The sequence below is a fragment of the uncultured Abiotrophia sp. genome, from assembly GCF_963520105.1.
Lineage (GTDB): Bacteria > Bacillota > Bacilli > Lactobacillales > Aerococcaceae > Abiotrophia.
The window spans coordinates 1-26,267 of sequence record NZ_CAUQPN010000004.1; the positions used below are offsets into that span (position 1 = coordinate 1).

The following is a 26,267-nucleotide window of genomic DNA, read 5'->3' on the forward strand; positions in this document are numbered from 1 at the left end:
TATGTCACTCTTTTTAACCTCGATTACGAGTATCATTCCGATTATCGCTATTATTGTTTTGGGGTATATTCTTCAGGTTAGGGGATGGTTTGGAGATAGCTTTGGTCCCAACCTGTCTCGTTTGATCATGAATGTAGCCTTGCCAGCGTCGATTTTTGTGTCGGTGATGAAATACCTAACATTAGATAAACTAATCAGTCTTTCTGGAGGCCTCCTTTATACTTTTGTGGCATTTAAATTGGGCTATATCGTAGCTTATATTGCAGTTGTGGTTTTCAAGGTTCGTCCAGGACGGCGAGGAACCACGATTAATACCTTTGTTAATGCCAATACTATTTTTATCGGGTTGCCACTAAACATTGCTCTTTTTGGAGAGCATGCTCTTCCTTATTTCTTAATTTACTATATCACCAATACGATTTCGACCTGGACATTGGGCGTGTATTTGATGACGAGCGACAGTAAATCGGGTCAAAGCAAGGAGACAACTAAATTTGACTGGAAGAAATTGCTACCAGCACCGCTTGTAGGCTTTCTTGTCGCTCTACTATTTTTGATTCTCCGAATCTCTATTCCAGATTTCGTAACGAATACCTTAACCTATGTCGGGAATATCGTCACTCCCTTATCTCTGATTTATATTGGTATCGTCCTTGCAAAGGCAGGCTTGAATACCATTGCTTTTGACAAAGATACAATTATCACCTTGGTGGGACGCTTTATCCTAGCTCCTCTCATCATGCTTCTTGTTTTGAAGTTCTTTGCCCCAAATATGGCGACAGTAGAATTTAAGACCTTTATGATTCAGTCTGCTACACCAGCTCTAGCTGTTCTCCCAATCCTTGCTAATCAGGGAAAAGGAGATGTGGAATTCTCTACGAATGTGGTGACTCTAAGTACGGTTCTATTTATCGTTGTTATTCCAATATTACAAACTTTATTAGGATAAGAAGGAAGAGGATAGGATTGAAAGTTCCGAGTTAAGAAATTTCCCTATGTTAGATACATCTATTCTTATTTCTTGAAATCAAAATCGGAAGAAAATCCTCTAAAGGTTGTTATTAAGCGATTTTGAGATGTCTTAAAGCTCGTACTTTTCAAACCAGGCTTGAAAAAATCTCGTAAAGCTTCTCAATTCTCAAAACGTTAATTATCATTGATATATCAACGTTTGTGGAACACCCTACACTCTGTGTGGGGTGTTTTTTGTGCTTAAAAATAGGGAATGACTTACCGTTTGACTTACTTATGCTTTCTTCGAACCGATTAAAGAAGGGGCTTATCTCCTCTATCTAAAAAGCCAGAGGAAAGAGTACTAGGAAGCGAGGCTTGATAAGAAAGAGTCCCTACGGAATATGTTTTTAGGGCTTCAGCCTAAAAAAAGGCAAAATACGTGTTCCGCTGAAAGTAGTAGCTCTTCTGATTTTTCTTGGGGGAGCGCACTATCGAATATGATTAGAAAAGTAAGAAGGGCTTGTCATAAAGGTTTTCTTGCATGTAGTGGAATAAAATCCTATCAAACTGGACCTTAAGGATGTTGGTAAAGTTAGCTAGTTTAAATAGTTTAGTCAATACAGCTATATAAATGGTTGCTGAATCGTCCCACACATTGTGTGAGATTTTTATGTGCAGAGGACCTTGACTAGTCCTATCAGCAGAATGTTAGCTTTAAAATTATAGGGTTCAGGCAAACTTGTCTAAAATTTGCCTCTTGCTAAAATATGTAAGGGGAGTCGATTGCTGAAAAATGAGATGAGCTAGCGTGAATGGTACCGCTCCAACAAATAGAAAACTATATCTACTTATAAAATAATCACATTCCTCAACAAAGTGTGGAATTTGCCTATAAATTTTTGTATACTGAAGTATGTAACAAAGAAATTCAGTAGAAGTAGGTGTATTGATGAATATCTATGTGAATGAGGAAATTGATATTATCTATCCAGGAATTTATTTAAACCTAACTGATTGGGACGATTGGTTTACATATCAAACGCTATATACAGTTTATTATGTAAGAAGTTCTAATATAACTCGTATTGGTTCAATAAAAATAGGGCAAGAAAATATGGGGCGAAGCCCTGATTTAAAGGGGCTATATACAGAATTACCCGAAGGATGTTACTCATTAGGTACAGATTCGTCTTTTTATGTGGAACTAAATAAAATTGTAGCAAGTGATAGAGAGCGAAATAGCATTCTGAAAAATTTGAAAGATGTCGCATACAATAGTAGTTTACTAGCAAAGTATAAGGAAGAACCGGCATTTCAAAAATCGTTACTGAGGGATCAGTCGATGGCAATCATTGAGCAACGGTTTCGTAGACTGGCGCATGGAGAGTCAAAGCCAATATCCTATTCATTCAAGTATAAATTAAACGCAAAAAATGACGACGAGATTTCTTTCTATGTAGATAATGAAAATGACGCTTTACCAACCAATATTCATGCAATAATTGGTAGGAATGGAGTGGGAAAATCGAGATTAATTAAAGACTTCCTTCACGCTGTTTTTAATCATGATGGGGAAAAGGTATCCGTTTCCGATGGAAAGAATCAAAAACGTATTGCAGATTTTTTTAAGAAAATTGTTTATATGAATTTCAGTGTATTTGATGATGTACCAAGTGAGTTAGAAAGTACTAAAAGGGACGTGCCGTTTATAACGTTAAATAATAAAACAAATCTCAAGGAAATATATGGAAAAAGTAGCAATGAATTCTATAAGTGTAGAGTGAAAGAGTTAGCTTACAATCAGAACATGTCAGTGAAGCTAAAAAAAAATAATTGGCTAGGAGTATTTATGGATAGTACATTACTATGTTTTGATAAAAAACCGATTTTATGGAAAGACACATTGAAAGAACTAAATACTGACCCTGTTTTCGCTAGGCATAATTGGGAAGGGCTATTAACTCTGTATGAGAAAAACCGTTTGAATTATAAAAATAATGAGGATACAAAAAACAATCAAGATTATCTTAAACAGATGGGTCTCTATTTTGAGAAACTGAGCTCAGGACATAAAATAGTGATGCTATCGCTTACTAAAATTATTGAAGTAATAGATGAGAAAGTTCTTGTAATTATCGATGAACCTGAATTATATTTGCATCCACCACTTTTAAGTAGCTATATTAGATGTTTATCAAAGCTAATGAAAAGTAGAAATGGTGTAGTAATCTTAGCTACACATTCGCCAGTTGTATTACAAGAAATTCCTGATAACTGTGTGTACAAATTAGACAGAGAAGGTCCTATATTTATAGCTGCTAGGCCTGAGACAAGGACATTTGCTCAAAACATTAGTACTTTAATGGCTGAGGTGTTTGGACTTGAAGCAGCAGAGTCTGGATTTATCAGAATTATTGAGGAAAGTGTATCAGAAGGTAAATCATTTGAAGAAATATATCAATTATATGGTGACAGGTTGGGGAGTTTAGGTTATAGATTATTAGTAACTAAGACATATAGAGAGGCCAAAAAATATGAGGAGTGAGAATCCACCTAGCTTCAGAATTAATGATTTCTTTGATGAACTTACTAGGGGGATTCGCACGAACACCAAAGCCTCTGACAAGCGTAGTTCTTTAAAGGCTGAATCAATTAAGTCGAAAAATGATTTCATTGATGCTGAAAACCAATATTATATACATGCATGTAATGACTCATTGTACGCAATGCCCCCTGATGTATATGAGGGTAAAAATGAACTACTCACTAATGAGGACTATAAAGAACTGTTTTCTAAATTTCGCGATAGTAAAAAAGAAGTTATTACAAACTACATAAAAGAAATTAAAACAAAAACGAAACGTAAATGCATTTTTTGCCAAAAAAGGACTGGTGCAGATGCTATAGATCATTTTTTGCCTCAGACAAAATATGATTTATTTACCATTACTCCAATAAATTTGATGCCAATTTGTAGCACATGTAATGGAATAAAAAAAGAATACGTAAAGGAATTTTATCATCCCTATTTTTCTGAGATCAACTCTGAGAGTCTTGTCAAATGCAAACTCGTTATTGAATGCGATTGCCAAGGTAAATATAACTTGATTCCTTCTTTCCGCTTTCAGCCAAGCTTTAACTTATCTAATACAATGAATGAACGGACAAAAAACGCTTTTGATGGACTAAGATTAGAAGATAGATATGCGGATATGGCGACTGAGATAATCGATGAAAATATTGATAATTGGGTAAGTACGCTTGAGGAAGAAGGAGAAGATGCGCTAGTGAAACACTTGGATAGAATTTTGAAGTCGAATATGAAGAGCGGTTCGTATACGATAAACTCTGTTAACGTGAGTTTATTTGAAGCTTTGCTGTCAGTTATTAAGGAAGACGATAATTTTAGAAATCTCTTTAAGAAATGTAATTGGGATATTTAATGTTGGGCTAGCAAAGCTATATTTGTATAGAGATTGGAGCATAGAAAATAGTATAGTAAAGAGTGAATAAATGGAATAAGAATGAGGGTATACTCGTATTGAATTGTTACGTTAAGTTTGCGGTTTATCCTGTAGAATATTTTATGTGGCGTTTTCCTATTGAAACATTATAGTAGGCTTGAAGTTAAGCGTATCTGTTTATTGCTAAATAATAAGCTTATCATCACTTATTTAATAATTCTCCTTCTGAAACTTTTCCAAGAATCCCCCTTTCGCATTTTTACTTGCTGCTAAATGTTAAAGTGCTTTGAAATCAGGGGAATGGAGTAGTCTAATTAACCAAGTAGCTATTTCTTAATAAAGGGAAGAATCTCTTCTCTCAAGTTGAGGTTGTAATTTCTTTTAATCGACTATTGATATTATAAGTTCATTAGGGAAGATACAACTATACTGCTTTTCTAAATTGCTATTTTATGGAGTTTAGGAAAATAGAATATCAACATGGCAAAGTTGTAAGGTGGGGCTTTTTGCATTTAACTGTAGCAACATCTAATTCTCAATCTTATTTTTGCTCAATTATTGCGTTCCACAGGTCCTTCTTGTGTCGTGTGAGAATAGGGATTTTCTATCTATGTATATATAACCGCTAGATACTTGATGGAGAAGTATCTAGATTGTTCCACGAGCACCATATGAAGGTGGATTTCAATAAAATGTCCAGTGGCACATAAATTTGAGTCTCTGTCTAAACTTATTCACATACAGTTTGATTTGATATGAGAATAAAGTCCTGAGTTTGACTTCGAGAGCAACATTGTCTTTTGAGCGCAGTTTCCATTAGAATTTATCACTGGAAGTGCGATGTCCGAGCATTCTATATTTTTAGAAAAGAGGTAGCCTTATTGTGTAGTAAATCAAGTATTTACTTGTTCGTCTTTATAGTAAAATGTCCATAGATTTAAAATAAAATTATACTGGGTGATGTATATGGAATTAGATTTAAGCAAGGTAGCTTTATTTGATTGTGATACTCTTTGTCTTGATAAGCCAATCAACTTTATTTTTGGGAAAAACGGGACAGGAAAGAGCACACTTTGTCAGTTAATAAAAGATCAGAATACCGAAAAAGATGTAAGAGTTTATCAAGGTGTGGAAAGTGTATCTATAGACGGAAAGTTAAATACTGTAATTCTCGGTGAAGAAAATGTATCAGCACAAAATAACATTAAAAGGCTTAATGAAGAAATAGAAGGAATTTCACAAGAGAAACAAAAGGTGGTTAAACAGCTAGAGGAATTGCAAAGTAAGATTGATAAGGTAAGTGAAAAAAAAGGAAGACAAGAAAAGGAAATTAAAGACTTTTATACTAAATCGGCTAGGGGCATTAAGAATAATCCGCTACATATAGCAATCACTACTTATAACAGTAAACTGTTCGAAGAGGAATTAAGGTATGCCCATAAATTAATTGAATATGAAGAAAAAGAGTGTAAAGATAACATTAAACTTGAAGAAAGGATAGCGACAAATTTAGTAGATATTAATATTGATTTTAAGAAAATACTAGATGAGACAAATAGAATGTTAGAGTCTTCTGTGGAAGAAGAGACTCAGATAGTCCGTCTTGACACTAATCAGAAAATTAATTTTGCTAAAACTGGATTCGAAATACATTCAAAAGGAGACATTTGCACTTTCTGCGGCAATAGCATATCAGATAACGCGTTCAATGAATTAGAAAAATTTTTCTCAGAGTCAAAAATAAAAGAATTTGAAGATGAATTACACAAACTAATAGATAGGATAGAATCAGAAATCAACGCTATCAATAAGATTGATTTTGATAAAATGAATTTCTACAATAGCTATCATAATGAAATAGAGGAACTAGCTAAAATATGGGGCATTTTAGCTAAAGAACAAGAATCCTTTTTAAGGAAGGTAAAAGCAGCGTTAGAAAGTAAATTAACCCAGATGTTTTCAAAATCTGCTGTTATTGATTTGGAAATACCCGAATCTTCTAGTCAAGTATTTAAGGACTATGCGGATATTGTTCAGAAAAATAATGCTGAAGATGTTGCTAGGATTAAAAAGTATTCTCAAGATCTTCTAAGGTTTCATCTGATTTGGCAAGCTATACAGAAATTCGAATACGATGATAAAGATAAAAGCCTAGAAATATCTAAGAAAGAAATAGAGAAGTTTAATAGAGAAAAGGAGGAGCTTGAAAAACAGAAATCAGAATTTGATGAAAAAATATGCGCTAAGCGAAATAGTATTCAAGAAGAAAATAATAAAACTAAATCGGAAAGCAAGTTAGCAAATAATATTAATAAGAAATTAGGAATGTATGTAGCTTTTGAATTAGAGCACATGGAAGCAACAGAGAGCTCCCATCAAGGACATTATAGAATTAGAAATAAAGGGTCTTTGAAACCGAAGTATAGGGAAATTCATACCCTCTCAGAGGGTGAAAAAAACATTCTAGGTTTTCTGTACTTTGTTGAGAAATTAAATGAGTATCAAGATGCATCGCGTGATAAAATTATTGTGTTTGATGACCCAATGGACTCTAATGATGATATGATGCAGTATATTATTGTTACTGAAATTCAAGAGTTAATGAAACGCATTGAAAAGAAGCGAATGTCAGATAGTTTAGTAATACTGACTCACAATTTGCACTTCTATATTAATGTGAAATATAATAGGCTTTATGAGGATGGCAAAGATAGATTTGGTTCCGATAAAATAGGTGATAGATTTATAAGGTTGCAAAAAAAGGATTCGAGAACAATGATAAAAGTTTTGGATTCAGAGGGGCAAGATTTTTCCACAAGCTACGAATTATTGTGGAAAGAATTAAGGTTTTTATATGATAATGACAAGCCTGATTTAATGCTTAACTCTATCAGAAGAATTATAGAAACCTATACCAAATTTAACCGTAATAATAACTTTTACGGTGATAATAAAGAAGCGCAAAAATTATTTAATGTTAACTCCCACTCTATCGACGATTTAGAAGCAGAACTAAACGGTAAGACAAAAGATCAAATTATAAATTTAATGAAAGAATGTTTTAATTCTAATGATGCAAAGAATCATTTTGAATTGCATTGGAAAAGTTCTAAAAAATAGAATTGCTTTTAATTAAATGCAATTCTATTTCCTGGGATAGGTTATCATAATGTTATAGACAACACCTCCCCTAGCAAGCTTATGCGCTTTCTGGGGGAGGTGTTATCTATTAAACTACCCTACATCCTTCCGCCCAAACCACCAATAAGCCACGCCCAGCGAGCAGGCTGACAAGATCAACCCGACTCCGACATAGCCTAGGTTTAGGCTGCCGTTAGGGATGATTTCGGCGCCGTCCACGTAAGCGAAGGGCGTGAGCCATTTGAGGCCACCTAGGCCGGGGGCAATATTGGCGACTAGGTTGGCTAGGTAGAAGGCAAGTACCAGACCGATGCCGGCGCCTAGACCGGTGCCGCGACGTTTGCCGGATAAGGCCGACAGGCTTAGACAGAGGGCGATGAACTCGAGGTGTAAGATTAGATAGGCCAAGTGCAAGAGTAGGAGTTGGCCCATAGGCGCGGACTCACCCATCAGGGTCAGACTTAACAGAACAACTGCCAGGGTCACCAGGTTGAGAATCAGAAGCTGGCTGACCAGGGCCAAGGCCTTGCTGGTGACGACCGAAGCCCGACTGAGGGGATGGGTCAGCAGGAATTCGGCGGTGCCGGCTTGCTCTTCTTTGGCTAGGGAATTGCTGGCCAGAATGGCGGCATAGAGGGCGCCACCAAGGCCCAGGACGCTCTGACATTCAACGGTATAGAAGCCGATGAAGGTCCCCATGTTGAGCTTGCCCAGGCCGAAGGCGTCTGAGAAGGCGCCCATGGTGCTAATCAGGCCGTTGATACTAGCCATCTGGTCCTTGACTTGAGGGAAGAGCAGGGAAATCAGGGCCATAAAACCCGCAATGGCCGCCGTCCACAGGATTAGGCTACGCCAACCTTGGCGTAATTCGTGGCGGAATAGAATCATGACAAATCGCCTCCTTCTTGGTAGTAGTGGCGGAAGATTTCTTCCAGACTTGGCTCGGCCAGACTGAAGTCGCGGACTTGGCCGCCTGCCAGACAGGCTAGTAAGGCATTGAGGTCTCCTTGATAGAGGAAGCTGGCTTGGTCCTTGCCCTTGGCTTGCCAGTTGGAGACGCCTGCTAGGTCTGCCAGGCCAGGTACTTGGCCGGACAAGCTGACGCGTTTGGCTTGGTGTTTCATGAGGCTGGCGACATCTTCAGTGGCCACGATTTGCCCTTGTCGGATAATGGCTGCTCGGTCGCAGTGGTTTTGGACTTCGGACAGGACATGGCTGGATAGGAAGACAGTCCCACCGGCTTGGCGGCGTTCCTCTAGTAGGGCGAAGAATTCTTCTTGGATCAGGGGGTCCAAGCCACTGGTAGGCTCGTCCAGAATCAAGAGGTCAGGTTGGTGCTGGAGGGCGGCCACAATGCCCACCTTCTTACGGTTACCCAGGGACAGTTGATCCGCCGCAATCCCCAGGTCCAGTTGCAGCCGGTCGCTGAGGCGGCGGCATTCGGCCTGGCAGTGCAGGCCTCTCAGATCAGCAGATAGTTTGAGTAGGTCGCGGGCGGTCATGCCGGCATAGAATTGGGTTTCGGACGGCAGGTAGCCCACCCGGCGTAGGATTTGGCCTTGTTGGCGGCCGACTTCTAAGCCTAGGACCTGGGCACTGCCGCTGGTAGGCTTAATCAGCCCCAGTAGGGTGCGGATAGTGGTAGATTTGCCGGCCCCGTTAGGCCCGATAAAGCCAAAGAGCTCGCCCTGTTGGACGGTCAAGTTAAGATTCTCGATGCCTCGGTGCTTGCCGTAGGATTTGGTCAGTTGATGCGTTTGAATAGCGTACATGGGATCACTCCTTTCTAAGATAGAGAGACTTCCAGAAGTCAATCAGTTGGTTGAATTCCGCCTCGATGGTTTCGGGATCAACGGCCCCTCGCTGGACATGCTCCCAGAGATAACCCTGGGCGGCCCAGGTCATATCCTTATACATGAGCTGAAAGTCGATATCGGGCCGAAAGCAGCTCATATCTAGCTTGTCCATGAGCTGGACCTGTTTCGCCTTGACTTGTTTCATGCGTTGGGCCAATTCTGGCATAATCTCGGGATCCTGCTCGTAGTAGGTCTTAAGGCTAAAGGCCAGCCAATCGGGATTGAGCCGGGCTAGTTGCACCTTAGTCTGGGTCACGCTCTTGAAGAGCTCGAAGAAGTCCAGGGTCTCGTAGCAGCCGCCTTCTTTTAGGAAATCATCGGTCTGCTGGACTAAGAGGTCGAAGAGGAAGAAGTAGAGTTCCTTCTTATTATGGAAATAATGGAAAAGCAAAGGTTTGGAAATCCCCGCCGCGTCCGCAATGGCGCTCATGGGCGCCTTCTTATAGGCGTGCTGGCCGAAGACTCGGTAGCCGGCTTGGATAATGGCTTCCTGCTTGGCTTGGGGCAGGGCATAAAATTTAGGATTCATTGCTTTCTTGGCTCCTTTCATTAAGAAGTTAACTTCATTATAGACCCGTTGACCGTTTTTGGGAAGGGGGTCAGAATTTGCTTTACCCTATCTACTAGTTCTACTAGTAGATAGGGTGCAAGGCAGGCAAAATTACGTGGTGAGATGATAACAAAATGAAGAAAGGCTTGATATATAGAGGGTTTAGCTGTTGAAAGCGATTTTCCCATTATATCATATATGATATAATGGGAAAAAGGAGGTGCGTGTCATGGACGCACATTACAAGATTCCAGAAGACATTCTGGTCCTGGTAGAAGGCCTGCTCTACCAGCAAGCAGTCAAGGCAGTGGCAGCCTTAGAAATCATTGAACGAGAAGGGCTGACACCCGCTGTGATTGAAAAATGGGGCCGAGGCAAAGGTCAGGTCAAGACACTGGTTATTTCTTTGGGAGAGACCAAAACAAGAAAGGAGGGTGAAGAGCATGTCACTCGAGTCCTTAAAGAATCGCTTAGCATCCCAATATCCTGATTTCACTTTAGATTTGGCGGAGGAAGGCGCGCGGCAGGAAGTTGCCCTGAAATTGGTGGAGCTGCGCCTAGAGCGAGGCTTAAGCCAAGCGCAAATGGCTGAAAAACTAGGCCTACGCCAAGCCAACCTGTCAAGGCTAGAGAGTGGCCAAGCCAATCCGACAGTGGGGATGTTGGGGAGGATAGCGGAAGCTCTAGCGTGTAAACTTAAATTGTCTGTGGAAGAAGGAAACAGTAATCACAAAAAACACGCTAATAGTAATTAGCGTGTTACATGAATTGAAAATTATAAGGAGCTAGATTCAGAGCTTTCATTCGATAGTGCACTAGAATCAGAGGGAACTTCCGGTAGTTCGTCCACGAATTCAATTTTATAGTGATCTTTGATGTCGGGGTCCATTTCTAGGAGTTCCTGGATAACTGTCTTGGCTGTATCTTTTGCATAACTTAGTATTTGACGATCATAAATAAGCTGTTCAATGTTAGTTTCCTGAGTCGCCATGAACCCTGAGATATCAGTAATTTTGATTGGATTAAATAGTCCAGCACGTTCATCTAAGGTCTCGACAGAATTATGATCTACTTCATGAGATAGTACTTTTGCGTCAGGTAAGCGAATATAAATGGTATCATCAATAACGACAGACTGCATAGAATCGAGGTCAACACCAGCGTGGATAATCCCGTTATACTTCATAATGAATGATTTTTCTGTGAAAGGAATACCTACACCCCAAGCCACGTGATTGTTCTTGAACAAACCGGCATTGGTATAGAAGTACTTTTCAGTTGTTAGCTCTTTCGCTTTTTCAATGCGAGAACTTACAATTTGACTAGTGATGATTGGCTTCTTAGCATTTTCTACAGGAGCCGGTTGTGGCGTAGGTACGGGCTGTTTGTTCCAGTTTCCACCAGCTACAAAGCCAGAAATAAAAATTATAATCAAAAGTACAAAGCGTAGGAGACGCCGACCAAAAGGTTTTTTAAAATAGACGACAGAATCACCAAGCCAATCCGGCAATGTAATGGTCTGCTTGCTAGACATGTAAAATTCCCCCTAAGAAATAATGATTTCATCACAAAGAGCAAGTGCTATCCTTTCACATTCGGATGCTAGAGAATGAATGGGCTGGAGAATAGATAGGCGTCATATAGCTTATTGACGCATACAGCTCTTATGCTATCACTTATTATAATCAAAAATAAAATAAATACAAGCGCTTGAGTTGGATTGTGAGGGAATAATTTTATATATAGGGGTAGTTCAAACACCCTAGATTTCTCGCCCCCCAATTCTAGGACTTTCCCCTAAAATTTCAGCTATACTCAACTTGTCAGGAGGTCATACACATGAATATGATGGAAGCTTTTAACCGGACGCTAGACTATCTGGAGTCGACCCTGGACAGGGAGCTAGATGAGTTGCGGGTGGCGCGACTGTCGGGCTATCCTTATGCCATGTTCAGCCGGCTCTTCTCCATGCTGACGGGGACATCACTGTCAGAGTATTTGCGGGAACGTCGCTTGACAGAGGCAGCGCTGGCCCTGCGCCAGTCTGAAGCCCGAATCATCGACATCGCCATCCAATATGGTTATGAATCAGCCGACGCCTTCGGGGCAGCTTTCAAGAAATTTCATGGGGCAACTCCGACACAAATTAGACAGGGGGCGCCCTTGCGCCTAGTCGGGCGACTACAGCTACGGCTGACCCTGCAAGGAGGAGATAGCATGAAAATCAATATCCAGAACAAGCCTGCCTTGACGGTGGCAGGGATTAATGCCAACCAAATCCCCAACAGCCAGTGCCCTCAGATCTGGCAAGACCTCTATAGCAAATTCTCCCATGAGGACTTAGCTAGCTTAGGTAGGGGCCAAAGCCTGGGAGTTTGCCACGACATCGACACACCAGAACGCCTCAACTATATGGCTGGCTATGAGATAACGGACCGGGCTAAGGCTGAGGCTATGGGGCTCGATATCTTGGAGGTAACAGCGGCTGAATACGCGGTGGTGGAATTGAATGGGCCAGTGCCGGATTGTATTCATGCAGGTTGGCGCTACCTCATGGAAGTCTTCTTCCCTGAGCAAGGTTTCCAACATTCGGGCGCGCCTGACTTCGAAGTCTATCGTGAAGGCAATATGGGGGCGCAAGACTACCGTATGGAACTCTGGGTGCCGATTATCAAGGTGGACTGAGCTAAGTTGAGTTAAGAGAGATAAGAGGACGGGCACTTTAAGAATAGGGGCTCGTCTTCTTACCTATAAGTAATCTGTTCTTTCCTGTGCATTTTGGACAGGAGGGGCTAAGTGGTCTATAATAGGTAGCAACATTTATTTAGAGAGGTGATCCTATGAATAGACTGAAGCAAATGTTCCGATCCCTAGACCGTGACTGGTTAATCCGTCATTATCTCTTTGCTTTTGCCTTTTATGCCTTTTTCGTCTTTACATCTATTAGCCAAACGGGAAAATTCGAGACGAAACTTTTATTCTTCTTGCTTTGTGCTCTCCTTTATCCCTTCGCCATGTTTGTCTATGAGAGTCTCATCAACCTGATTGTGGGTGACAATGTCTTCTTGATTGGCGGGTTCTTAATGCTAGCCTGGAAGATTTTCCGTTTTATCATTATCTGGTTCTTGGCGGTGCCAATTGGCTTGATTGGTTTCATTTATCTCTATTTTGTTTGCGGACGTCAATAATAGTTTGCTGTCTCAAGGCCCCGTCATTTTCGAGTGATGGGGCCTTTTGAAATGCCTTTTGTTACCCTGCAACAAAAGGGCCAAATAATCATTTGCTATGTATATTTGGGGCGACTTATGGTACACTATAAGTGATATGCAAAGAATCATCGAAGATTGAAATTAGGAGTTATATATAATGAAGAAACTAGTCATCCGCGGAGGCAAGCCCCTCACAGGTGAAATTACCATTAACGGGGCCAAGAACTCTACAGTTGCCTTAATTCCAGCTGCTATTTTGGCTGATTCAGAAGTTGTTCTAGAAGGCGTGCCAGATATTGCTGACGTCTATTCTTTAATCGATATTTTGGAAGATTTCAATGTTAAGGCCTCTTTTAAGGATAATGTCTTAACCATTGATCCAAGTGATATTAAATCCATTCCAATGCCAAGTGGGAAAATTCAGAGCCTACGTGCCTCTTATTACTTTATGGGGGCGACTTTGTCGCGCTTTGGTGAAGGGGTCATTGGCTTGCCTGGGGGCTGCTTCTTAGGCCCTCGCCCTATCGACCAACACCTCAAGGCCTTCCGTTCCTTAGGGGCCAAGGTAGAGGACGACTTCGGTGTTGTGACTCTGACGACCGACCAAGAAGGCCTAGTAGGGGCGCGTATTTACATGGACGTGGTCAGTGTTGGGGCGACCATCAACTGTATCCTGGCGGCCGTTAAGGCCAAGGGCAAGACCATTATTGAGAATGCCGCTCGCGAACCGGAAATTATTGATGTCGTTAACCTCCTCAACAAGATGGGGGCTAAGATTCGCGGTGCCGGGACTAGCGTCATCCGGGTAGAGGGCGTTGAGCATCTGCATGGCTGTACCCACACCATCATTCCGGACCGGATTGAAGCAGGGACCTATATTACGGCTGCCGTGGCAGCAGGCCAAGGGGTCCGCGTCAACAACGTTATTTTCGAACACATCGAAGGTTTCATTGCTAAGATTGAAGAAATGGGCGCGCAATTGGAGATTGGTGAAGATTCCATCTACGTTCATCCAAGTCCAAACCTCCGTATGGTCAGCGTCAAGACTCAGCCTTATCCAGGTTTTGCCACTGACTTGCAACAACCGCTGACGCCACTCTTGGCGATTGCGGCAGGTAACGGGACCATCATTGACACTATCTACCCAGCCCGTGTCAAGCATATTCCGGAACTCAACCGCATGGGGGCCGATATCAAGGTCGAAGGGGCCATGATTCGGGTCAATGGACCAGCTCAGCTGAGCGGGGCACAAGTTAAGGCCAGTGACCTACGGGCAGGGGCCTGCCTAGTCATTGCCGGCTTGGTGGCGGATGGCGTAACCGAGATTACTGGCGTCGACCATATCTTACGTGGCTACTCTAATATCGTAGGCAAATTGCGCGATTTGGGTGCCGATATTGAAATGATTGAAGTAAGCGAGATGCAAGAGGCCTAAGGGCCTTTTGCTGTTTAGTGGAGGCTCTTAGCCATGAAAATACATAAAACCAATGCCATGCGGCTACTAGACCAACACAAGGTGACCTATCAAGTACGAGACTACAGTAAGACGGGCGCCTTATCAGGCTTGGAAGTAGCAGAAACCTTGGGCCAGAATCCTGACCAGGTCTTCAAGACCCTAGTGACGGTAGGTAAATCGGGTGGCCATTATGTCTTTGTCATTCCCGTGGTGGCTAGCCTGGATTTGAAGAAGGCCGCGCGTGCCGTAGGCGAGAAGCATGTCGCCATGATTAAGGAACGCGATCTCTTGCCCCTAACGGGTTATGTTCACGGCGGTTGCTCGCCGCTAGGCATGAAGAAGACCTTCCCAACCCATGTTCATGTTAGCGCCTGGGACTATCCCTCAATCATGGTTTCGGCTGGCAAGATTGGCCTGCAGTTAGAGCTAGATGTTCGGGATTTGGCTTCTGTCCTAGCTCTGAGCGCGGATGATTTAATTGAATAAGTCATGGTAAGCAGCAGTCCTCAGGGGCTTGCTGCTTTTGATTTTCAAAAAAAACCTTGCTTTAGCATAGACGCAAGGGGCGACTTGCGCTATAATAGGATTAAGAAAACGTATACATAGCAGGAGGGGTCAACATGTCAGACTTAAACAAGCAACAACATGTGGTGACCGTCATTCAAGCTAATGGGCAAAGCGAATTTGAAAGTATTCCTATTGAAACCATTGAAGGGGATAGTCAATTGTGGCAGATGCTCGGCTTGAGTGCGGCCCAACTTACTTATTTCCTAGAAGATGAAATTCTAGAGAATCCCTTCATTGAACTAGACTATCCTAAGACCAAGCCCCAGCAAGCATCGGTTACCCTACAAGAACACAGTGCCATTATTGGGGTGGATCCGCAGATGCCGGAAGCACCGCGTAATCTGCCTATGTTTCTCTTCGAACAGATTATGATGTACCGCCATACCATCATTCGGGACGCCATGGTGCGCTTGATTGATTTATTAAATCCTCAAGGTTATCTGCCATACAGCTACCAGGAAGTGGCCAAACAACTAGGCATCGAACCCATTATTGCCTTAGATGCCATTACCCTCTTCCAACAATTGGAACCTGCCGGGATTGGGGCCTATGACTTGCGCGAATGCTTGATGTTGCAGACCGAGCAAGATGCTCATGCCCCTAATGTGGCCTACTACCTCTTAGAAGAATATTTTGACCAACTCAAGGCAGAAGATTATCAAGCCATCGTGACGGCTACTGGCCTGCCACTAGCAGATGTCCTGGCCTGCGTTAGCTACTATCAAACCTTGCGGACCAGTCCAGCCGACCTCTTCCAAGTGGAAGAAGAGGAAGGTCTCCTGGATGACGTGACCGTTCTTCAAGACCAGGAAGGCATGAAGGTACGCTATAACGCCCACTACTATCCAAAAATAATCTTCAATGAGCCCTACTATCAAGAGATGTTAGCGACCCAAGATCCTGAGGTCGTCGCCTTCTCCAAGCCGCAGAAACTCATGTATGATCGTCTAGCACGTAACTTGCGGGTGCGGGAGCAATTGATTCTGAAAGTCGCGCAAGCCATTGCAGCGGTTCAGCACGATTACTTTAGCCAACTTTCAGATTCTAAGGTGCCACTCTTGCTCAAGCAGGTGGCAGAGATTACCGGCTTGCCTGAACCAGTCGTCAACCTCTTGGTGTCTAACAAGAACATGGGCTTTGGCCAATATGTCCTGCCAATGACGGACTTTATCACAGTGGCGACACGAGAAGACCGAGATGGCTTCTCCGCTGAGAAGATTAAGCAAATTATTCATGAGATTCTACATGTTGCGCCAGCTGATTTAAGCGATGAGGAGCTAGTGGAACGCCTAGAAGAACGTAAGATTATGATTAGTCCTTTTATGGTGCGTAACTATCGCCAAGCACTAGGACATTAAAAGTAAACACCCGCTCTAGCCTTGACGCTTGAGCGGGTATTTTATGTTAAATTGAAAAGCAAGATTTTAGGGTGAGTTCGGGTTAACCACAACTCACCCTAAAATCCTGACGCAACAAGAAAGTGATAGTTGCTCCTGTAAATGCCGTCAAAATAAGATAGGGACTCATTTTATTATTGAGAATATTACATTTTAGACAAAAAGAATCCCCCGAATTCCTTCGAGGAGTCCGGGGGATTTTACTAAGTTACTATTTAACTTCTGCACGGTTGAAGAGTTTAACTGCAATCCAGAAGAAGAGTAGGAAGTAGGCAAAGGCTACGACGGGTGTCAAGTCCAAGTTTAAGTTGCCCCAGGTCAGAGGCTTGCCTACCTTTAGGAAGGTGAAGAAGAAGGCGAAAGCCTTATCCGCACTCATGAATTTTTGAACCACATTTCCCATGTTGGCGGTGTTAGTGGTTAAGAATGAATAAACACCGGTCAGGATTGGGTTAATGAAGCTGAGCAGGAGGTAAGTGAAGATTAGTGGTCCCTGGCCAGCGAAGAGGAAGGCAGGAATGCTTAAGAGGGCGATGTAGCCTAGGAAGAGGGGAATGCTAGGAATCAAATAGCTAGTGAAAAATTCGAGGATTTCATTACCCTTGAAAGTAGCGCCCGACATGCCGCCCCCGATTAAGAGACCGGCTAAGCTCAAGCATGAAGCCAGTAAGAGGTAAAAGAGTCCTACCAGGATTTTGCTGAGGACCACAGAGCGACGGCGGTGGCCATAGCTGATGGTGTTAATCAAGGTCCGGTTCTTAGTCTCGTTGTTAAAGGTCAGAATCTGAGCCACGAAACAAAGAAGCAGAGGCATTTCCTTGAGGCCAATGGTATAGATACTCAAAACTTGATTGCCCACAAGAGCCTTAGTTAGTGCGCTAGTACTAGCCCCGCTTTTTTCCCCGAAGAGAATCATGGAAGCTAGTGAAGCAATACCGAGTGTTGCCAAGAAGCTGAGCAGCAACATAGTAAAAGGCGCCACCCGATGACGGATTTGATAGAATTCTGCGCGTAATAGCTGGAACATCTTAGTTGCCTCCTTCTGTAAGATTCAAGAAGACGGATTCTAGGTCATTCTTGTGGCTACCCAGGAAGAGAAGTTCGAAGCCTTCATTTACTAGGCGTTTGGCAATTTCAGGTAGGGGCACTTCCAAGTCATAGATGGCAATTAGATCCTTGCCATCTGCTGCCACCTTATCTTGGCCCAGCCATTGACTGAGGAAGTCCAGTGCCTTGGCATTGTCGGTTGTTTGAACCTGATAATAGGTGCTAGCTTGATGGGCGAGTTCTTGAGAGCTAATGTCGGCTACCTTGCGGCCTTTGTTAACGAAGACGAAGCGACTTGCCAAGTGCTCCAATTCCGACAGGATATGGGAAGAAATCAAGATGGTCATGTTCTTTTCCCGGTTGAGTTTCAAGAGTAGCTCCCGCACATGGATAATCCCAGCAGGATCCAAGCCGTTAATAGGCTCGTCTAGAATTAAGAGGTCGGGATCATGTAAGAGGGTTAAGGCAATGGCCAAACGTTGCTTCATCCCCAGGGAGAAGTTTTTGACTTTCTTATTGCCGGTCTTGTCTAAGCCAACCAAGGCCAAAACTTCGTTGATACGGGCGCCGCGGTCTTTGACCTTGCGTTGCAGGGCATAATGAATCATATTCTTCTTGGCGCTGAGGTTGTCGACGAAGGCAGGAGCTTCAATCAAGGCGCCGACGAAGTGACGGTTGGTTAAGAGGGCCTCGTAGTCCACCGAGCCAAAGAGCTGAATGTTCTTCTCAGATGCAGGGGTTAAGCCCACGATGCTACGTAGCAGGGTGGATTTACCAGCCCCGTTGGGTCCGATGATGCCGACGATTTCACCGCGCGAGACGGAGAGGTCGAAGGAATCTAGGGCCCGTTGCTTCTTATAAATCTTAGTCAGCTGGCTTACTTCCAAGACAGACTCTAAGACGGATTCGGTCATGTAAATCTTCCTTTCTTAAAGGGAATCGCTATCTATAGTATAGCAAGGATGCCTCTTGATTCCAAGCCAGACGGGTAGTAGAGGGGTGCGTCTGAATCGAAAAGATAAAGATTACGGTTGACATCCAGTCAGAAAGGCGTATAATAAATTATGGAAAAAGTAACCATTACATATTTTCATAGGAGGAAGATCGAATGAAACGTAAATTATCTGCACTTTTAGCAAGCCTTGTATTGGTGCTTGGCTTATTAGCACCATTGGCAAGCACAGTCTCTGCCGCTGGCAAGAAGAAGGTCATGACCACTTTCTATCCAGTTTACTACTTAGCTCAACGCATTGCCGGGGATAAGGCAGAGGTTTCCATGCTCTTAGAAGGCAACCAAGATGCCCATGACTACGAAATGAGCGCCCGCGACGCAGCCAAGGTTCAAACTAGTGACCTCTTTATCTACCAAGATGATGAGATGGAGCACTTTGTTGAAGACTTAACCAAACTCTTGGATACTGACAAGACCAAGGTTCAAAAGACAACCGAAGGCATTGAACTTCTCAAGGGTGATGCCGACCATGAAGACCACGACCATGAAGCGGAATCTGGTCAATCTGGGGAAGAGCATCATGAAGAGGGCGAAGAAGGCCATCACCATGAATTTGACCCACATACTTGGATGGACCCAATGACTTACGCTAAACAAGCTGAAAATGTGAAGAAGGCTTTGGTTGCCTTAGACCCTGAAAATGCGTCTACCTATGAAGCCAATGCCGCTAGCTTAACAGAAGACCTTAAGAAATTAGACCAAGAATTTAAAGAAGGCACCGCTAAGCTGAGCGACAAGAACTTTGTGGTACAACATGCTGCCTTTGGCTACCTAGCCCACGCTTATGGCTTAGAACAACATGCCATTACGGGTATCTCTTCTACGGCAGAACCAAGTGCGGCTGCCCTAGCTAAGATGCAAGAATTTGTTAAGGAACACAAGACCAAGGTCATCTTCGTTGACCCAGCCTTGGATGATGCCATCGCTAAGACTGTGGCATCTGCGACTGGTGCTGAGCTCCGTCCATTACGTACCTTGGAAACTGTCAGCGCAGAAGAAATTGCGGCTGGCGCTGACTACTTCAGCCTCATGCGCGAAAACCTAGCTAATTTGACCAAGTAAGCTAGTCAAGATTAAGACACCTCAAGCAAGCGGTGGCATTGCCACTGCTTGCATTTTTTGTCCTAAGTGGTCTATAATAGGAGGAGTCAAGTGTAGCAATTACTATCCAATTAATTGCTAACTCTTCAATTTTTGTCCCAACTAGCAGGAGGGACCTTTTTAGCCAGCAAATTATCTGCCAAGGAGGCAAATCATGACCTTAGTCAGTGTCAAAAACCTCTCCTTCTACTATGATCGGGAGAAGGTTCTTAATGAAGTAAACTTTGAAGTCAACCCGGGCGAGTTTGTCATTCTGACCGGGGAAAATGGGGCGGCCAAGTCCACCCTTTTGAAGAATATCCTAGGCCTACTTAAGCCAGCTTCAGGAACGGTCACGATTGCCAAGACCAATGCCCTGGGCAAGCCCTTGTCTATTGGCTATGTGCCACAGAACGTCAACTCTTTTAATGCTGGCTTCCCTAGCCGGGTTCAGGAGTTTGTCGAGTCCGGTCGTTATCCAAAAGGGCGTTGGTTCAAGCGCCTAGATGCCCATGACAAGGAACATGTGGATCGGGCTCTATCGGCTGTCGGCATGAGCCATTTGCGCCATAAGAAAATCGGAGAATTGTCAGGCGGTCAGAAGCAACGTATCTGCCTAGCGCGGGTCTTCGCCACTGATCCGGACTTCTTCGTCTTAGATGAGCCAACCACCGGCATGGATATTGAGTCCCGGCGGGCCTTCTACCGACTCTTACGCCATGCCTGTAAACATCACGGCAAGTCCATCCTCATGGTGACTCATGCCGACCAAGAAATTGAAGGTTTCTATACCCGAGAAATTCGACTAGTGAGAGAGGAGGGAACCCCATGGAGATGTTTCAGCTTGACTTCATCCAACGCGCACTCCTAGCAGGCCTGGCTATTTCTTGCATTACGCCTATTATCGGCCTCTTGCTGATTCTGAAGCGCCAATCCATGATGGCCGATACCCTGTCCCATATTTCCTTAGCGGGGGTAGCCTTGGGAATGATTTTGCGGGTCAGTCCAACGGTGACCACTCTCCTAGTCGTCATTGTGGCTTCGGTCTTACTAGAATATTTGCGGCTCATTTATCGGGACTTTTCCGAGGTGTCGGTGGCCATTATGATGGCTGGAGGTATGTCCGTGGCCTTGGTGCTGATGAATCTTAATCGCAACGCCTCTAACTTTAAGATTGAGCAGTTCCTTTTCGGCTCCATTATTTTGATTTCACCTCAAGAGGTAATTCTCTTGGCCGTCCTAGCGGGCATTGTCCTAGCCCTCTACCTGCTCTTCCGTCGCCCTCTCTACGTTATGAGTTTTGATGAAGCGACGGCGCATACGGCGGGTCTGCCTGTCAAGTTCATGTCCATTCTACTGTCTGTCGTGACAGGGGTGGCCATTAGTGTCATGATGCCGATTGTGGGGGCCTTACTGGTCTCTGCCCTCATTGTAATCCCGGCCGCGACTGCCATTAAGCTGTCCTCAAGTTTCAGACAGACTATCTTGATTGGCTTTGTTATTAATGTGGTAGGGATTATCGCTGGTTTGATGGCCTCTTACCATCTAAATACGCCGCCAGGGGCTTCCATTACCTTAGGCTTCGTGATTTTATTTATCGTTATTTCTCTAGGTCAAGGCTTCCTTGGCTGGTGGCGAAATCGTACCTAGTTACACTTAATACTCCGATTGAGTCGTTGGATTCAATCGGATTTTTAGTTTTTTGATGAAATAGACAACAATGATTTGACAGTCAATAAACTATACAGAGAGTTATATATTGCGAGACTGGCGTGAGTGTTTTAGATATTTTATGAGCATATTTTTTATATAGATGCTCATGCTTAGCCTTTCTTAATGTCTAGACCTATATCGAGAAATTTCGTACGCAAGACGAATATTGTGAAAAATAACTATGGAAAATGTTCAAGTATCTGATATAATAGAGTCAAACCAAAAAGGAGTTGTGTATCATGGGTGTAGAAGCCAAGAAATTTAAACGCAATCATCGGATTGTTTTCATATGCCAGTACTTAATGGAACATCCCAATCAGCTAGTCACCTTGTCCTTCTTTGCAGATTACTTTGATTCTGCCAAGTCCTCGATCAGTGAAGATATCAACTTTGTACGCGACGTGTTTCAAGAGAATGATTTAGGGGATATTCGGACTGTAGCAGGGGTGTCCGGCGGCATTATCTTCTACCCCACCATTCAAGATCGTGACTTGAAGGATCTTTTTCAGCGTGTCGCTAAGAAAATGGAGACCGGCAAACGGGTTCTGCCTGGCAACTATATATATATGGGTGATGTCTTGCAAGATTCTGACATTCTTAACCGTCTAGGTAAGTTGATTGCCTCTCGTTACCAACGTAGTGGCGTGGATGCTGTTATGACCATTGAGACCAAGGGGATTGGCTTGGCAGTCGCTGTTGCTCGCTATCTCAATGTCCCTCACGTGGTGGTGCGTCGTGACTCACGTGACGCTGAAGGGTCAACTATTTCTATTAGCTATCTATCTGGCTCCCTGCAAACCGTCAACAAGATGGAACTATCCAAACTAGCCTTAGCGCCTAGAAGTAAGGTTTTGATTGTTGACGACTTCCTCCGCAATGGGGGGACTATTTTTGGTCTCTTGTCTATGCTGGATGAATTTGAGTGTCAGCTAGCCGGTGTCTGTGTCTTTGCGGAGAATACGGACCAAGAAAAGCAAAAATTGCCACCTCACGAGTCCTTGATGAAGATTCAAATGGTCTATAACCCAGAAATCGAACATTTTGAGCTCTATTCAGAACCTGGCAGCTTCTTCACAGAAGGAGAGGCTTTCGAACCATTCACAACGTCTCTACACTAGAAAATAACAAATTGATAAAAAAAGATAATTCGATTGGATATCTGCGCCTGAAATCGGTATAATAGTATCGGTAGATTACGAAATTAACGTGCCATGTCGTACGTAGTAAGCAAAGGAGTATGATGAATGGAGAATCGGATGGCAGTTATTCTAGCTGCAGGGAAGGGCACACGCATGAAATCTTCCCTCTATAAGGTGCTACACCCCGTGTGTGGTTTGCCTATGGTAGCCCATGTGGTGCGAGCGGTTGAAGCCAGCGGTGTCAATCAAATCGTCACCATCGTGGGGCATGGAGCGGAAGCTGTACAAGCCTACTTGGGCGATAAGTCTAGCTATGCCTTACAGGCAGAACAACTAGGGACAGGCCACGCAGTCTTACAGGCAGAAGCTGCCTTGGGACATTTAGCGGGCAGCACTCTGGTGATTTGTGGTGATACACCGCTCTTAACTGCTGAGACTCTATCGGCCCTTTTTGACTATCATCAAGCACAGGGAGCAGGGGCAACCATTTTGACCGCTGTTACCGAAGACGCGACAGGTTACGGACGGATTGTCCGTGACGCTGAGGGACAAGTTCTGAAGATTGTGGAACAGAAGGATACCACAGAGCAAGAGGCGCTGATTCGTGAATTCAACACGGGGACCTATGTCTTCGACAATCAATTATTGTTTGATTGCCTCAAACGTGTCGGCAACGACAACGCCCAAGGCGAATATTACTTGCCGGATGTCATTGCTCTAGCCCGTCAAGCAGGTCGGACTGTAGCTGCTTACGTTATGGCAGATGAGACCGAAGCCATTGGGGTTAACGACCGAGTAGCCCTAGCGGAAGCGACCCAATCTATGCGCCGTCGCATTAATGAATATCATATGCGCCAAGGCGTGACCATGATAGATCCAGCTTCAACCTATATTGAAGCCGATGTGGTCATTGGTTCAGATACCATTTTGGAAGCCAATGTTAGCCTCAAGGGCCAAACCTGTATTGGGGCTCAGTGCCAAATCGGGGCTAATACTGAAATCCATGACAGCCAATTAGCGGATGGCGTCTCTGTGACCCAATCCGTCATCGAGTCTTCAACTGTCGCCACTGGCGCGACCGTAGGGCCATTTGCCCACTTGCGGCCAAATAGCCACCTAGGTCAAGATGTTCATATCGGCAACTTCGTCGAGGTTAAGAACTCTACTTTAGGGGCAGGCGTCAAGTCAGGCCACCTAACCTATATTGGCGATGCTGACCTAGGTCGTGATATCAATATCGGTTGCGGGACCATCTTCGTCAACTATGACGGTAAGAAGAAGCACCGTTCGACCGTAGGTGACCAAGCCTTTATCGGCTGTAATGCCAACATTGTCTCACCAGTTAAGATTGGCGACCAAACCTTTATTGCGGCGGGCACAACCGTGACACGCGACGTGCCAGATCAAGCCTTGGCCATTTCCCGTGTCAAGCAAGACAACATTCCCAACTATTGGCAAAAATTTAGCAAAAAGTAATTTTTAGGAGGAACCATTGTGGGTAAACATTATAAAGATCCGAAGTTGAAGATTTTCTCTTTGAGTTCAAACCGTCCTTTGGCAGAGAAGATTGCAGAGGCAGTTGGTCTAGAACTAGGGAAAATTAGTATTTCGCGTTTTTCAGACGGTGAAGTCAAGGTCAACGTGGAAGAAAGTATTCGGGGGGCGCACGTCTACATCGTGCAGTCGACTTCTGACCCAGTCAACGACAACTTGATGGAACTCTTGATTATGATTGACGCTTTACGTCGGGCAAGTGCCAAGACCATTAACGTGGTGATGCCTTACTACGGCTATGCGCGTCAAGAACGTAAGGCTCAGTCGCGTGAACCAATTACCGCTAAATTAGTTGCTAACATGATTACTATTGCCGGGGCAGACCGTGTCTTAACCTTAGACTTGCATGCACCGCAAATTCAAGGCTTCTTCGATATCCCAGTGGACCACTTAATTGGGGTACCACTCTTGGCTGACTATTTCTTAGAAAAAGGCCTCTTCGGGGAAGATGTCGTGGTTGTTTCTCCTGACCACGGTGGGGTAGTGCGGGCCCGTAAATTGGCCGACTTCCTCAAGTCGCCGATTGCCATTATCGACAAACGCCGTCCGCGTCCTAATGTCTCTGAAGTCATGAACATTATCGGGGATGTGGCAGGCAAGAAATGTATCATTATCGATGACATGATTGATACCGCAGGGACCATTACCTTAGCGGCAGCCGCCCTCCTAGATAAGGGTGCTGATTCCGTCTATGCTTGCTGTACCCATGCTGTCCTATCTGGTCCAGCTGTCGAGCGCTTAGATGAATCTGAAATCAAAGAAGTCATCGTGACCGACTCTATCCAACAACCAGAAGGTCGCCACTTAGACAAACTCCAAACGATTTCTGTCGGCACCTTAGTCGGGGAAGCTATCAAGCGTATCCACGAAAACCGTTCAGTAAGTCCACTCTTCCAAGAAAAATTCAAGTTGGAAGATTTAAGCAAGGAAGACTAATCCTATTCCAGTCTAGAAAGGAAGAACCCCATGAAACAATTCTTCAAAAAAATGGCCGCTCTTTTAATGGCCCTGACCCTGATTTTCATCTCTTTACCTAAAGTACAAGCAGAAGATTTAGCAATCTCTGAACTTTTAGGCCGTAGCTATGAAGCCTACCGTGGCCTCAAGAGCTTCCACACCCAAGGGACGCTCAAGGCTGCTATTGATCGTCAGACCCAACATATGGACCTAGGCCAAGTGCAAGTCGATGGTTATGTCGATATCCAAAATCTAAACGTTGATTTGAAGATGGTCATTGATTCAATTTTCCTTCCCCAATTCCGCAATATTCGTTGGGGTCTGAAGGATAATCAAACCTTCTATGAAATTGATGATCGCATCGCCCAAGTGGAAGATACTGGCGCGGAAAAAGCTGATTTTAAGAGAACTTTAGAGCGTGAAGGTTTCAACTTCCCTGCTAAAGACGAAGTCGTTAAGGCTTTAGCGCAACATGATGAGCTAATCAAGCAAATTTTCAAGCTCACTGAGACAGATAGCGAGTATGTACTTAGTCTTCGCGATGATATTGATGCCAAGAAACTCTTCGATGATAACAAGGCTGCTTTGGATGAATTTAAGCAACGAATCTATGATGAGATGGAAGAGCGTGGCGAAAAAGTGTCGCCAAGCTACAAGGCACAAGTTGACCGTTTCTATAGTGCTGAAACCTTAAGCAAGTTCTTGGAAAGCAAGCCGGTTTATGAAGTTCATTTTGCTAAGGATAGCTACCTGGTGACATCTTATAAGGTGGAAGTGACCTTGCGCTTCACAGACTTCCTAGATAGCAAAGAAGTTGAACAATTTGGTCTCTATAGCTTCTACTACAATGCAGAAATGACCTTCGACGGCTTCAACGAGAGCCGCGAGATTAGAGTTCCAGAAGAAAAATTACCTGGTTCAGAGTCTGAGTCAAGTCGCTTGACAGAATCAAGTGAAGACAGCTCTTCAAGTTCTGCTTCAGAATAAGGACAATTTTCTAGCAGCCCCTAGGGGCTGCTTTTTTGGTGAGGCGCTAGTGAAGGGCGAACTTTCCCTGCTTTAGAGCCTAGGATTTGTTCGGAATAATGGGCTTTTTCTCGGTCTAAAGTATGAAATTTATATGAAATCGAGGGCTTTTGGTTGTAATTTAAGCTGAGCGCGTTATAATAGG

At 43.8% G+C, this 26,267-nt stretch carries 24 protein-coding genes; 18 read left to right on the forward strand and 6 right to left on the reverse strand.

Annotated features, from left to right (window positions below; genetic code table 11):
• The first annotated feature begins 1 nt into the window (after position 1).
• The 4 genes from RWO08_RS05375 (at position 2) to RWO08_RS05390 (ending at position 7,538) form a co-directional block, all read left to right on the forward strand.
• On the forward strand, positions 2-949 hold the full coding sequence (locus tag RWO08_RS05375; RefSeq protein ID WP_314211432.1) for an AEC family transporter: 948 nt from the start codon (positions 2-4) through the stop codon (positions 947-949).
• Positions 950-1,903: 954 nt separating this feature from the next.
• Positions 1,904-3,499, forward strand: coding sequence for an AAA family ATPase (locus RWO08_RS05380; RefSeq protein ID WP_314211433.1), 1,596 nt, complete (start codon positions 1,904-1,906; stop codon positions 3,497-3,499).
• Entirely contained in the window at positions 3,489-4,397 is a 909-nt protein-coding gene (locus tag RWO08_RS05385) for a hypothetical protein (protein ID WP_314211434.1), read from the forward strand. The genes RWO08_RS05380 and RWO08_RS05385 overlap by 11 nt, the downstream gene beginning before the upstream one ends.
• 987 nt (positions 4,398-5,384) lie before the next feature.
• Positions 5,385-7,538: an AAA family ATPase gene (locus RWO08_RS05390; RefSeq protein WP_314211435.1), complete on the forward strand. Its 2,154-nt coding sequence runs from the start codon at positions 5,385-5,387 to the stop codon at positions 7,536-7,538.
• A 114-nt stretch (positions 7,539-7,652) separates the two neighbouring features.
• Here the strand turns inward: RWO08_RS05390 and RWO08_RS05395 are convergent, their stop codons facing one another.
• From RWO08_RS05395 to RWO08_RS05405, 3 genes are read right to left on the reverse strand one after another with little or no spacing between them, the layout of a single operon-like run.
• Positions 7,653-8,447, reverse strand: a complete 795-nt coding sequence (locus RWO08_RS05395) for an ABC transporter permease subunit (protein WP_314211436.1) — start codon at positions 8,445-8,447, stop codon at positions 7,653-7,655.
• Positions 8,444-9,331: an ABC transporter ATP-binding protein gene (locus RWO08_RS05400; protein WP_314211437.1), complete on the reverse strand. Its 888-nt coding sequence runs from the start codon at positions 9,329-9,331 to the stop codon at positions 8,444-8,446. The genes RWO08_RS05395 and RWO08_RS05400 overlap by 4 nt, the downstream gene beginning before the upstream one ends.
• A 4-nt stretch (positions 9,332-9,335) precedes the next feature.
• Entirely contained in the window at positions 9,336-9,944 is a 609-nt protein-coding gene (locus tag RWO08_RS05405) for a TetR/AcrR family transcriptional regulator (protein ID WP_314211438.1), read from the reverse strand.
• A gap of 250 nt (positions 9,945-10,194) precedes the next feature.
• On the opposite strand from RWO08_RS05405, the gene RWO08_RS05410 reads away from it, so the two are divergent.
• Both RWO08_RS05410 and RWO08_RS05415 read left to right on the forward strand, forming a co-directional pair.
• Entirely contained in the window at positions 10,195-10,455 is a 261-nt protein-coding gene (locus tag RWO08_RS05410) for a hypothetical protein (RefSeq protein WP_314211439.1), read from the forward strand.
• Entirely contained in the window at positions 10,409-10,720 is a 312-nt protein-coding gene (locus RWO08_RS05415; RefSeq protein ID WP_291453710.1) for a helix-turn-helix domain-containing protein, read from the forward strand. Before RWO08_RS05410 ends, RWO08_RS05415 begins: the two co-directional genes overlap by 47 nt.
• A 20-nt stretch (positions 10,721-10,740) precedes the next feature.
• Here RWO08_RS05415 and RWO08_RS05420 read toward each other — a convergent pair whose 3' ends face one another.
• On the reverse strand, positions 10,741-11,499 hold the full coding sequence (locus RWO08_RS05420) for a DUF4230 domain-containing protein (RefSeq protein ID WP_314211440.1): 759 nt from the start codon (positions 11,497-11,499) through the stop codon (positions 10,741-10,743).
• Positions 11,500-11,804: 305 nt separating this feature from the next.
• Here RWO08_RS05420 and RWO08_RS05425 point away from each other — a divergent pair, with 305 nt between their 5' ends.
• From RWO08_RS05425 to RWO08_RS05445, 5 genes are all read left to right on the forward strand, one after another.
• Positions 11,805-12,650 (forward strand): AraC family transcriptional regulator, encoded by an 846-nt coding sequence (locus tag RWO08_RS05425; RefSeq protein WP_314211441.1) that lies wholly within the window; start codon positions 11,805-11,807, stop codon positions 12,648-12,650.
• Between the two features lie 155 nt (positions 12,651-12,805).
• Positions 12,806-13,153, forward strand: a complete 348-nt coding sequence (locus RWO08_RS05430) for a hypothetical protein (RefSeq protein WP_314211442.1) — start codon at positions 12,806-12,808, stop codon at positions 13,151-13,153.
• A 178-nt stretch (positions 13,154-13,331) separates the two neighbouring features.
• Complete coding sequence (locus RWO08_RS05435) at positions 13,332-14,609, forward strand: UDP-N-acetylglucosamine 1-carboxyvinyltransferase (protein WP_070756203.1); 1,278 nt, start codon at positions 13,332-13,334, stop codon at positions 14,607-14,609.
• A gap of 33 nt (positions 14,610-14,642) precedes the next feature.
• Positions 14,643-15,116: a Cys-tRNA(Pro) deacylase gene (gene ybaK / locus RWO08_RS05440; RefSeq protein WP_314211443.1), complete on the forward strand. Its 474-nt coding sequence runs from the start codon at positions 14,643-14,645 to the stop codon at positions 15,114-15,116.
• A 134-nt stretch (positions 15,117-15,250) separates the two neighbouring features.
• The gene (locus RWO08_RS05445; protein ID WP_314211444.1) at positions 15,251-16,555 is read left to right on the forward strand and encodes an RNA polymerase subunit sigma-54; all 1,305 of its coding nucleotides are present in this window, start codon (positions 15,251-15,253) and stop codon (positions 16,553-16,555) included.
• Positions 16,556-16,805: 250 nt separating this feature from the next.
• On the opposite strand, the gene RWO08_RS05450 is transcribed toward RWO08_RS05445, so the two are convergent.
• Both RWO08_RS05450 and RWO08_RS05455 read right to left on the reverse strand, forming a co-directional pair.
• Positions 16,806-17,621, reverse strand: coding sequence for an ABC transporter permease (locus RWO08_RS05450; RefSeq protein ID WP_314211445.1), 816 nt, complete (start codon positions 17,619-17,621; stop codon positions 16,806-16,808).
• Position 17,622: 1 nt separating this feature from the next.
• Complete coding sequence (locus RWO08_RS05455) at positions 17,623-18,555, reverse strand: ABC transporter ATP-binding protein (RefSeq protein WP_314211446.1); 933 nt, start codon at positions 18,553-18,555, stop codon at positions 17,623-17,625.
• Between the two features lie 194 nt (positions 18,556-18,749).
• Here RWO08_RS05455 and RWO08_RS05460 point away from each other — a divergent pair, with 194 nt between their 5' ends.
• The 7 genes from RWO08_RS05460 to RWO08_RS05490 all read left to right on the forward strand — a co-directional run bounded on the left by RWO08_RS05460 (position 18,750) and on the right by RWO08_RS05490 (position 26,083).
• Complete coding sequence (locus tag RWO08_RS05460) at positions 18,750-19,715, forward strand: metal ABC transporter solute-binding protein, Zn/Mn family (RefSeq protein WP_291427371.1); 966 nt, start codon at positions 18,750-18,752, stop codon at positions 19,713-19,715.
• 193 nt (positions 19,716-19,908) lie between these two features.
• The gene (locus tag RWO08_RS05465) at positions 19,909-20,604 is read left to right on the forward strand and encodes a metal ABC transporter ATP-binding protein (protein ID WP_023391323.1); all 696 of its coding nucleotides are present in this window, start codon (positions 19,909-19,911) and stop codon (positions 20,602-20,604) included.
• Positions 20,562-21,383 carry a metal ABC transporter permease gene (locus tag RWO08_RS05470; RefSeq protein WP_291453719.1) on the forward strand — a complete coding sequence of 274 codons (822 nt, stop codon included), beginning with the start codon at positions 20,562-20,564 and terminating at the stop codon, positions 21,381-21,383. Before RWO08_RS05465 ends, RWO08_RS05470 begins: the two co-directional genes overlap by 43 nt.
• A gap of 302 nt (positions 21,384-21,685) precedes the next feature.
• Positions 21,686-22,564, forward strand: a complete 879-nt coding sequence (purR, locus tag RWO08_RS05475; RefSeq protein ID WP_314211447.1) for a pur operon repressor — start codon at positions 21,686-21,688, stop codon at positions 22,562-22,564.
• A gap of 126 nt (positions 22,565-22,690) precedes the next feature.
• On the forward strand, positions 22,691-24,061 hold the full coding sequence (glmU, locus tag RWO08_RS05480; RefSeq protein ID WP_314211448.1) for a bifunctional UDP-N-acetylglucosamine diphosphorylase/glucosamine-1-phosphate N-acetyltransferase GlmU: 1,371 nt from the start codon (positions 22,691-22,693) through the stop codon (positions 24,059-24,061).
• Between the two features lie 18 nt (positions 24,062-24,079).
• Complete coding sequence (locus RWO08_RS05485; RefSeq protein WP_291427367.1) at positions 24,080-25,075, forward strand: ribose-phosphate diphosphokinase; 996 nt, start codon at positions 24,080-24,082, stop codon at positions 25,073-25,075.
• Positions 25,076-25,105: 30 nt separating this feature from the next.
• Positions 25,106-26,083 (forward strand): hypothetical protein, encoded by a 978-nt coding sequence (locus RWO08_RS05490; RefSeq protein ID WP_314211449.1) that lies wholly within the window; start codon positions 25,106-25,108, stop codon positions 26,081-26,083.
• Positions 26,084-26,267: the final 184 nt, after the last annotated feature.